This is a genomic window from Amycolatopsis sp. NPDC057786 (assembly GCF_042797905.1).
In the GTDB taxonomy this organism is placed as follows: domain Bacteria; phylum Actinomycetota; class Actinomycetes; order Mycobacteriales; family Pseudonocardiaceae; genus Amycolatopsis.
The window spans coordinates 1-7770 of record NZ_JBHVKW010000179.1; the positions used below are offsets into that span (position 1 = coordinate 1).

Consider the following 7770-nt stretch of genomic DNA (forward strand, 5'->3'; position numbering starts at 1 on the left):
AAACCCTCAACTGGGACACCCCAGCCGAACGACTCAACAAGCTACTGTCCTAACAGGAGCACGTTGCGACGATCGCATGAATCCACCCCGTCCTTACCACTCACGAGGCCCAAGCACCTACCGCACGTCGACGAAGATCGGGTTCCCGTACAGCCACAGGTCTTCGAACGGGTTCGACTGCCCGATCACGTCGGCGCTCGGCTCGATCCCGCCGGGCACGTGCTTCTTGCCGTCCGTGCCGCGCGTGCGCACGAAGAACGGCTCGCGCACGTTGCGGAACGTGTGCCGGAAGGCCACCCGCCGGCCCGGCGCCCACCGCGGTTCGAAGGACCGCACGACCCGCGTGCCCGGGGCGGTCTGCGTGTCCCGGTGGGCGGCCGGGCCGGTCACCGGTCCCGAAACGAGGTCGAGCCGCGCGAGCCGGGGGATCGTGCCGCCGCCGTTCGGCCGGGCGGCCAGCTTCGCCGAGACGACGACCGTGACGTCGGATCCGCGCCGGACCCGCAGCCTGCCGCCCATCGTCGCCGAGCTCCACCCGCTGTACGCGCCGAACTCCAGTTCCTGCGCGAGCCCGCCGTGGACCACCCAGACGCGTCCCGCGCGCAGGCCCTCCAACACACCTTCGTGGCTTCGGCGCGACACACCGACGACGGTCCGGCTGAACTCGGCGGGCGCGAAATCCGCGTACGGCGGCAGAGTCTGCGGGACGCCGGTGTCGATCGGGTCCGGGTAGGCGCCGTGCTCGTCGTAGTAGCCGTCCGGGACGCCGGGTCGGACATGAGTGTCGCCGCGGTTGTAGTGCGAGTCGGAGTTGCTCGTGATCCACCACGGCTTTCCTTCGGCCAGCAGCGAATCCCAGAGCCCGCCGACGGTCGCGGTGCTCCAGTCGAAGCCGCCGTAGGTGCGGTACGCCGACTCCGGGAAACCCGGCCACGAGTTCGGACCGGGGGAGTTGCCGTAACCGCCGCGCGCGCCACCGCCGCTCCCGAGCGGTTTCGGGAAGCCGTCGGCCTGCGCGCCCGGCGCGCCTTCCATGCCGATGACGATCCCGGGCGCGGCGTCGCGCAGCGCGCGGATCTCGTGCGGGGCGATCCGGCCGTTGCGCAGCGGATGGTTGATCACCACCACCGGCGCGTGAATCCGGCGGGCCCGCTCTTCGGCGGCGAGCCAGCGGATCGCCGCGACGGCCAGCGCCTCGTTGTCCGGAGTGCCCGGCTCGGTCCCGGTCAGCCGCCAGTCGAAGGCGCGCTCGAACTCACGCAGTTTCGTGGCCTGGTTCGCACCCGCCTGGAAGAACAGCGTCGCGTGCTCGGCGCCGGGCACGTTCCACTCCATGCCCTGCCACAGCAGGAGGTCGGGGTGCTCACGCTGCGCTGCCCGGATCGCCGCGTCCGTGCGCTCCACCGACGACTTCTCGTGCGCGGCGTGGCCGTGATCGGTGATCACCGCCCAGTCCGCCCCGTGGCGGCGCGCGTCGACGGCGATTCCGTCCACTGTGTACATCGCGTCGTAGGAGTACTGCGTGTGGATGTGGTGATCACCCACCAGCCACCGGTAGCGGTCCCGGCCGAAGAGCAGGTCGACATCGATGTCGAGGTTCAGGTCGAGGGCTTCCGCCGGGGCGTTGGCGGCGAGCGGGGCACCCGCGGCCGCCGCGGACACGAGGCCCGCGCGCTTGAGGAATCCGCGGCGGTCGACGCCGGGCTTTTCGCTGTTCACCGGCGGCACGGTAAAGAGCCCGGCTGAACGGGTGATGTCCGGACGGCGAATGAACCGCGCCGTGTGATGATCGTCCCTGTGGAGCAACCGGAACGGACACCCAAGGCACCGCGGCGGTTGCTCTGGGTGGTCGGAGTCGTCGCGGTCCTGGTCGTCGCCGCCGTCGTGACGACGGCCGTCGTCGTCCTGAATCGGGTCACCGATCCGCCCGCCCCGGCGGCGTTGCCACGGGACACCGTGCCCGTCCCGCTGGGGGAGCGGGAACTCTGCGGGCTCCGGGTGCTCATGGCTGTCGGCGCCGACGCGGACATGACCACCGCCGCTCAGGCGCTCCGGGACGACCCGAAAGCCCGCCGGGTGTTCACCGAAACCAAGGCGCAGGCTTACCAGCGCTTCAAGAAGATCTTCGCGGACCGGCCGGAATTGCTGGAGCTGACGACGCCGGACACCCTTCCCGCCGCCGTCCATGTCGTGCCCGTGGCCGGAACCGACGTCGAAGGGTGGGCGAACGAGCTGCGGCAGCGGTTCCCCGACGCGGAGAAGGTCGACGTGCTCGATCCAGCGCGGATCGCCGCTCAGATGACGACCACACCGCCGCCCTGCCCGCCGTCGGGGGAACGCTGACGGCCTGTCTCCCCGGGGGATGGCCGGGGAGACAGGGTTTCCTCAACCGCCTCGAAGTGTTCACGAAAACGCAGTCATGCGCCACGAAATCCACGAAAAACGTGAAGGGCCACCGCCTGCGATCAAGAGAACGCTGACGGTGGCCTTCCACTCACGGTCAGGAGAGCGGCACGCTCGCCACGCCAGGGGCCAGGAACGGCTTGCCGTTGACCTTCTCGGACACACCCGCCCGGTCGAGGTACGGCGTGATTCCGCCGAGCCAGAACGGCCAGCCCGCGCCGAGGATCAGGCACAGGTCGATGTCCTGCGCCTCCGCGACCACGCCCTCGTCGAGCATGATCCGGATCTCTTCGGCGATCGCGGCGAGCGCGCGGTCACGCACCTGCTCGGACGTCGACGGCGAGTCGCCCTGCTGCCAGAGCTCGGCCACCTCGGGGTCGACGGTGGCGTTGCCCTTGTCATCCCACTGCCAGACGCCCTTCTTGCCCGCCTTCACGAAGCGGTCCAGGTTCTCGCTGACGGTGAACCGGTCCGGGAACGCCTCGTGCAGCGTCTCGCCGACGTGCAGCGCGATCGCCGGGCCGACGAGCTGCATCAGCGTCAGCGGCGTCATCGGCAGGCCCAGCGGCTCGAGCGCCTTGTCCGCGACGTCGAAGGGCGTGCCCTCGTCGACGGTCACCAGCACCTCGCCGAGGAAACGCAGCAGCAGCCGGTTGACCACGAACGCGGACGCGTCCTTGACCAGCACGCTCGACTTCTTGAGCTGCTTGCCGAGCGCGAACGCCGTCGCCAGCGCGGCGTCGTCGGTCTTCTCCGCGCGGACGATCTCCAGCAGCGGCATCACGGCGACCGGGTTGAAGAAGTGGAACCCGACCACGCGCTCCGGGTGCTTGAGCCGCGACGCCATCGCGGTGATCGACAGCGACGAGGTGTTCGTCGCCAGGATCGCCTCGGGCGAGACGTACTGCTCCAGGTCGGCGAAGACCTTCTGCTTGACGCCCAGCTCCTCGAACACCGCCTCGATCACGAAGTCGGCGTCGGCGAACGCGGACTTGTCGAGCGAGCCGGTGACGAGCGCCTTCAGCCGGTTCGCGCCGTCCGGCGAAACCCGCTTCTTGGCCAGCAGCTTGTCGATCTCACCGTGCACATAGGACACACCCTTGTCGACGCGTTCCTGGTCGACGTCGGTGAGCACGACGGGCACCTTCAGACGGCGCACGAACAGCAGCGCCATCTGGCTGGCCATCAGGCCCGCGCCGACGATGCCGACCTTGTTCACCTTGCGCGCCAGCGACTTGTCCGGCGCGCCCGCCGGTCGCTTGGCGCGCTTGTTGACCAGGTTGAACGAGTACAGCCCGGCACGCAGGGTGTCGTCCATCAGCAGTTCGGCGAGCCCGTCGGTCTCGGCCGCGTAGCCGCGGTCCAGATCGTTCTCGCGGGCCAGCTCCAGCAGCTCGACGGCCTTGGTCGCGCCAGGGGACGCGCCCTTGGTGCGTCCGTCCACAATGGCCTTGGCGCGGGCGATCGCGGCGTCCCAGCCCGCGCCGCGGTCGATCTCACGGCGGGCAGGGGTGATCTCGCCGTTGACGACCTTCGCCAGCCACAGCAGCGACTGCTCCAGGTAGTCGGCCGAACCGAAGACCTCGTCGACGATGCCGAGTTCCGCCGCCTGCGCGACCTTCAGCATCTTGTTCTGCGCCAGCGCGTTCTCGATGATCACGGTCACCGCGGCGTCCGGGCCGATGAGGTTCGGCAGCAGCTGTGTGCCGCCCCAACCCGGGAACAGGCCGAGGAAGACCTCGGGGAACGCGATCGCGGCCGTGTTCTCCGAAAGCGTGCGGTAGTGGCAGGAGAGCGCGAGTTCGAGTCCGCCGCCCATCACCGCGCCGTTGATGAACGAAAACGTCGGGATCTCGGATTCGGTGAGGCGCCGGAACACGTCGTGCCCGGTCTGCGCGATCTCCCGCGCCAGCGCCGGATCCGCGACCGCTTCGACACCGGAAAGGTCGGCGCCGACGGCGAAGATGAACGGCTTGCCGGTGACCGCGATCGCGGCGGGCTCCGCGGCGAAGGCGGCGTCGATCGCGGCGTTGAGGCTCACCAGGCCCTGCGGGCCGAAGGTGTTCGGCCGGGTGTGGTCGTGGCCGTTGTCCAGGGTGATCAGGGCGACCGGCTTGTCGAGCCCGGGCACCTTCACCAGACGCGTGACCGCGTTCGTGACGACCTCGTCGGGGAAGGCGGCTTTCGCCTGCTCAGCGGTGAAAGTCATGTTACTTGGCCCCCTCGAACGCCGGGTTCTCCCAGATCACGGTGCCGCCCATGCCGATACCGATGCACATGGTGGTCAGGCCGTAGCGCACGTCGGGACGCTCGGCGAACTGACGCGAGAGCTGCGTCATCAGCCGGACGCCGGACGACGCGAGCGGGTGACCGCAGGCGATCGCGCCACCCCACTGGTTGACGCGGGGGTCGTCGTCGGCGATGCCGAAGTGGTCGAGGAAGGCGAGCACCTGGACCGCGAACGCCTCGTTGATCTCGAACAGGCCGATGTCGTCGATCGACAGGCCGGTGCGCTTGAACAGCTTCTCGGTGGCCGGGACCGGACCGATGCCCATGACCTCCGGCTCGACGCCGGCGAAGGAGTAGCCCACCAGGCGCATGCCGATCGGCAGGCCGAGTTCGCGGGCGGTGTCCTCGTCGGCGAGCAGGGCCGCGGTGGCGCCGTCGTTGAGACCGGCCGCGTTGCCCGCGGTGATCCGGCCGTGCGGGCGGAACGGCGTCTTCAGCCCGGCGAGCTGCTCGACGGTGGTGCCGGGACGGGGCGGCTCGTCCTCGGTCGCGAGACCCCAGCCGAGTTCCTTGGACCGGGTGGCGACCGGGACCAGCTCGGGGCCGATCTTGCCGGTCTTCACGGCCTCGGCGTACTTCTCCTGGCTGCGCGCGGCGAAGGCGTCGGTGCGCTGCTTGGTGATCGCCGGGAACCGGTCGTGCAGGTTCTCCGCGGTCTGGCCCATCACGAGCGCCGTCGGGTCGACAAGCTTGTCGGCGATGATGCGCGGGTTCGGGTCGACGCCCTCGCCCATCGGGTGGCGGCCCATGTGCTCGACGCCGCCGGCGATGGCGATGTCGTACGCGCCGATGCCGATCCCGCTCGCGGTCGTGGTGACCGCGGTCATCGCGCCCGCGCACATCCGGTCCAGCGCGAAGCCGGGCACCGACTTCGGCAGACCGGCCAGCAGCGCGGCGGTGCGGCCGATGGTCAGGCCCTGGTCCCCGATCTGGGTGGTGGCGGCGATCGCCACCTCGTCGACGCGCTCGGGCGGCAGCTCGGGATGCCGCCGCAGCAGTTCACGGATGGCGTTGACGACGAGATCGTCGGCACGAGTGCCGGCGTACATACCCTTTTCGCCTGCCTTGCCGAAGGGCGTTCGCACCCCTTCGACGAAGGCGACATTGCGTACCGACCGCGCGTTCGGCGCGAGCGGTGTTGCTCCTGCGGCCACGAATGCTCCTGAAGTTGAGGTAGTCCTGACCGCACCCTAGCCCCGGTTACCCGTCGGTAACCAGGATGGTGGCCCGGTCGAGTGGGGGAAGGCACACTCCCGGGGTCACCCGCCTCGGCCGCTTGGCCGATCCGGGGGTGGTGGGGAAGTTGCTATGTTCGACGTGATCAAGGGGAGGGGTCACGATGAACTCGCCGGGGCCGGCCGTCACCCGTCGTGCGCTGCTGGGGATGACGGTCCTCGCGTCACTGGCCGCCTGCACCCGCGGGACCCCGCCTCCGAGCCCTTCGCCCCCTCCGCCGGCCTCGCCGTCCACCCCGCGCCAGTTCCACGACCGGTTGATGGAGCTGGAGAAGAAGTTCGACGCCAGGCTCGGCGTGTACGCGGTCGACACCGGCGGCGGCGCCACGGTCGAGCACCGCGCCGACGAGCGGTTCGCGTTCTGTTCGACGTTCAAAGGAGTGGCGGCCGCCGCCGTCCTGCAGCGCAATCCGTTGTCGCATCTGGAAACCCGGGTCGAATACACGCGTGACGACCTGATGAAACACGCTCCGGTCACCGGGCGGCACGTGGCCACCGGCATGACGATCCGCCAGCTGTGCGACGCCGCCATCCGGTTCAGCGACGACACCGCGGGCAATCTGCTGCTGCGGGACCTCGGCGGCCCGGCCGCGCTGACGGCGTTCACGCGCGGCCTCGGCGACACCGTCACGCGGATGGACCGGGTCGAACCGGCCATCACCGAGGCCACCCCTGGCGACCTTCGTGACACCACGACTCCGCGCGCATTCGCCGCCGACTACCGGGAGATCGTGCTGGGCGACACGCTGACGGCCGATAAACGGGACTTCCTGCGCGACCTCTTCCAGCGCAACACCACCGGCGCCCAGCGGATCCGCGCTGGCCTGCCGTCCGGTTGGACCGTCGCCGACAAGACCGGGACCGGCGACTACGGCACGCTGAACGACATCGCCGTCGTATGGCCGCCGGACAAGGCGCCGCTGGTCGTCGCGATCATGTCCAGCAAGGCGGCCAAGGACGCTCCGTACGACCAGGCGCTCCTCGCCGAGGCCGCGAGGTACGTGGCCGAAACCCTCACGTGAGGGAATCCGTAACTCGCGTGATTGAAGGCGTAACTCGCGTGATTGGAGGAGTTACGCCTTCAATCACGCGAGATACGCGTCCGATCACGCGAGTTACGCGTTAGTTGCCGGTGGCGCTGGGAAGCAGGGCCGGGCAACCGTTGGTCTTGTAGGCCGGGTCGTACTCGAAGTGCCATTTCTCGTTGTCGTAACGGCGGCACCAGCCGAGCGCGCCACCGTTCTTGTCGACCCACGATGCCGAGTTCAGCGGCTGGATGTCGACGGCGATTCCCTTGACGTGCATGGACGTCTCGGGCTGCAGCGCCCACTTCTTGGCCTGCTCGACGGAGCCGAACCGCTCGACGGCCTTGTCGAACTCGCGCTGCTGCTGGCTCCGGCTACGCTTGCCGTCGTTCACGCAGAGCGTGACGTTCTGGGCCTTGGCTTTGGCGCGCAGGGCGTTCCACGCTTCGATCACGTCCGGGCGCATGCCGAAGGTCTCTTCGTCGACATAACGCTTGTCGACGGCGCACGTCGGGCCGGACTCGGGTCCGGGGATCTCTTCGAGGACCGCGAGCGCTTGCCCGTTCACTGCCTTGACGGCCACGCCGGTGGCTCCCAGCGTCACCATCGCGGCCCCGACGAGACCCAGCGCCACGAGCACGCTGATCGCCGTCCGGCGGTGGGAGGTGGAGGTGGTCGGCACCACACCGAAGCTACCCAGCGTCCGGCGGGGCGCCACGGTTTGTGAGGTTGTTCCCAGAACCGCCCGGAAGGCCAACCAAATCGGAAAGCCCTGGTGGAGGGCGGCGTTGCGAAAGCCACTTTCGCAACCTTCAACC

General features: G+C 69.4%; 6 protein-coding genes. 2 read left to right on the forward strand and 4 right to left on the reverse strand.

The window, feature by feature from the left end; all coding sequences use genetic code 11:
- Positions 1–117: 117 nt before the first annotated feature.
- Complete coding sequence (locus ACFVM3_RS41330) at positions 118–1719, reverse strand: histidinol-phosphatase (RefSeq protein ID WP_378445304.1); 1602 nt, start codon at positions 1717–1719, stop codon at positions 118–120.
- A gap of 78 nt (positions 1720–1797) precedes the next feature.
- Here ACFVM3_RS41330 and ACFVM3_RS41335 point away from each other — a divergent pair, with 78 nt between their 5' ends.
- Positions 1798–2343 carry a permease-like cell division protein FtsX gene (locus ACFVM3_RS41335; RefSeq protein WP_378445306.1) on the forward strand — a complete coding sequence of 182 codons (546 nt, stop codon included), beginning with the start codon at positions 1798–1800 and terminating at the stop codon, positions 2341–2343.
- A gap of 157 nt (positions 2344–2500) precedes the next feature.
- Here the strand turns inward: ACFVM3_RS41335 and ACFVM3_RS41340 are convergent, their stop codons facing one another.
- Both ACFVM3_RS41340 and ACFVM3_RS41345 read right to left on the reverse strand, forming a co-directional pair.
- Complete coding sequence (locus ACFVM3_RS41340) at positions 2501–4612, reverse strand: 3-hydroxyacyl-CoA dehydrogenase NAD-binding domain-containing protein (protein ID WP_378445308.1); 2112 nt, start codon at positions 4610–4612, stop codon at positions 2501–2503.
- A 1-nt stretch (position 4613) separates the two neighbouring features.
- Positions 4614–5846 (reverse strand): thiolase family protein, encoded by a 1233-nt coding sequence (locus ACFVM3_RS41345; RefSeq protein ID WP_257487871.1) that lies wholly within the window; start codon positions 5844–5846, stop codon positions 4614–4616.
- A 185-nt stretch (positions 5847–6031) separates the two neighbouring features.
- On the opposite strand from ACFVM3_RS41345, the gene bla reads away from it, so the two are divergent.
- A complete protein-coding gene (gene bla / locus ACFVM3_RS41350) occupies positions 6032–6949 on the forward strand; it encodes a class A beta-lactamase (protein WP_378445310.1) in 918 nt (305 codons plus the stop codon).
- Positions 6950–7049: 100 nt separating this feature from the next.
- On the opposite strand, the gene ACFVM3_RS41355 is transcribed toward bla, so the two are convergent.
- Positions 7050–7637 carry a D-alanyl-D-alanine carboxypeptidase family protein gene (locus tag ACFVM3_RS41355; protein ID WP_378445312.1) on the reverse strand — a complete coding sequence of 196 codons (588 nt, stop codon included), beginning with the start codon at positions 7635–7637 and terminating at the stop codon, positions 7050–7052.
- Between the last annotated feature and the right edge of the window lie 133 nt (positions 7638–7770).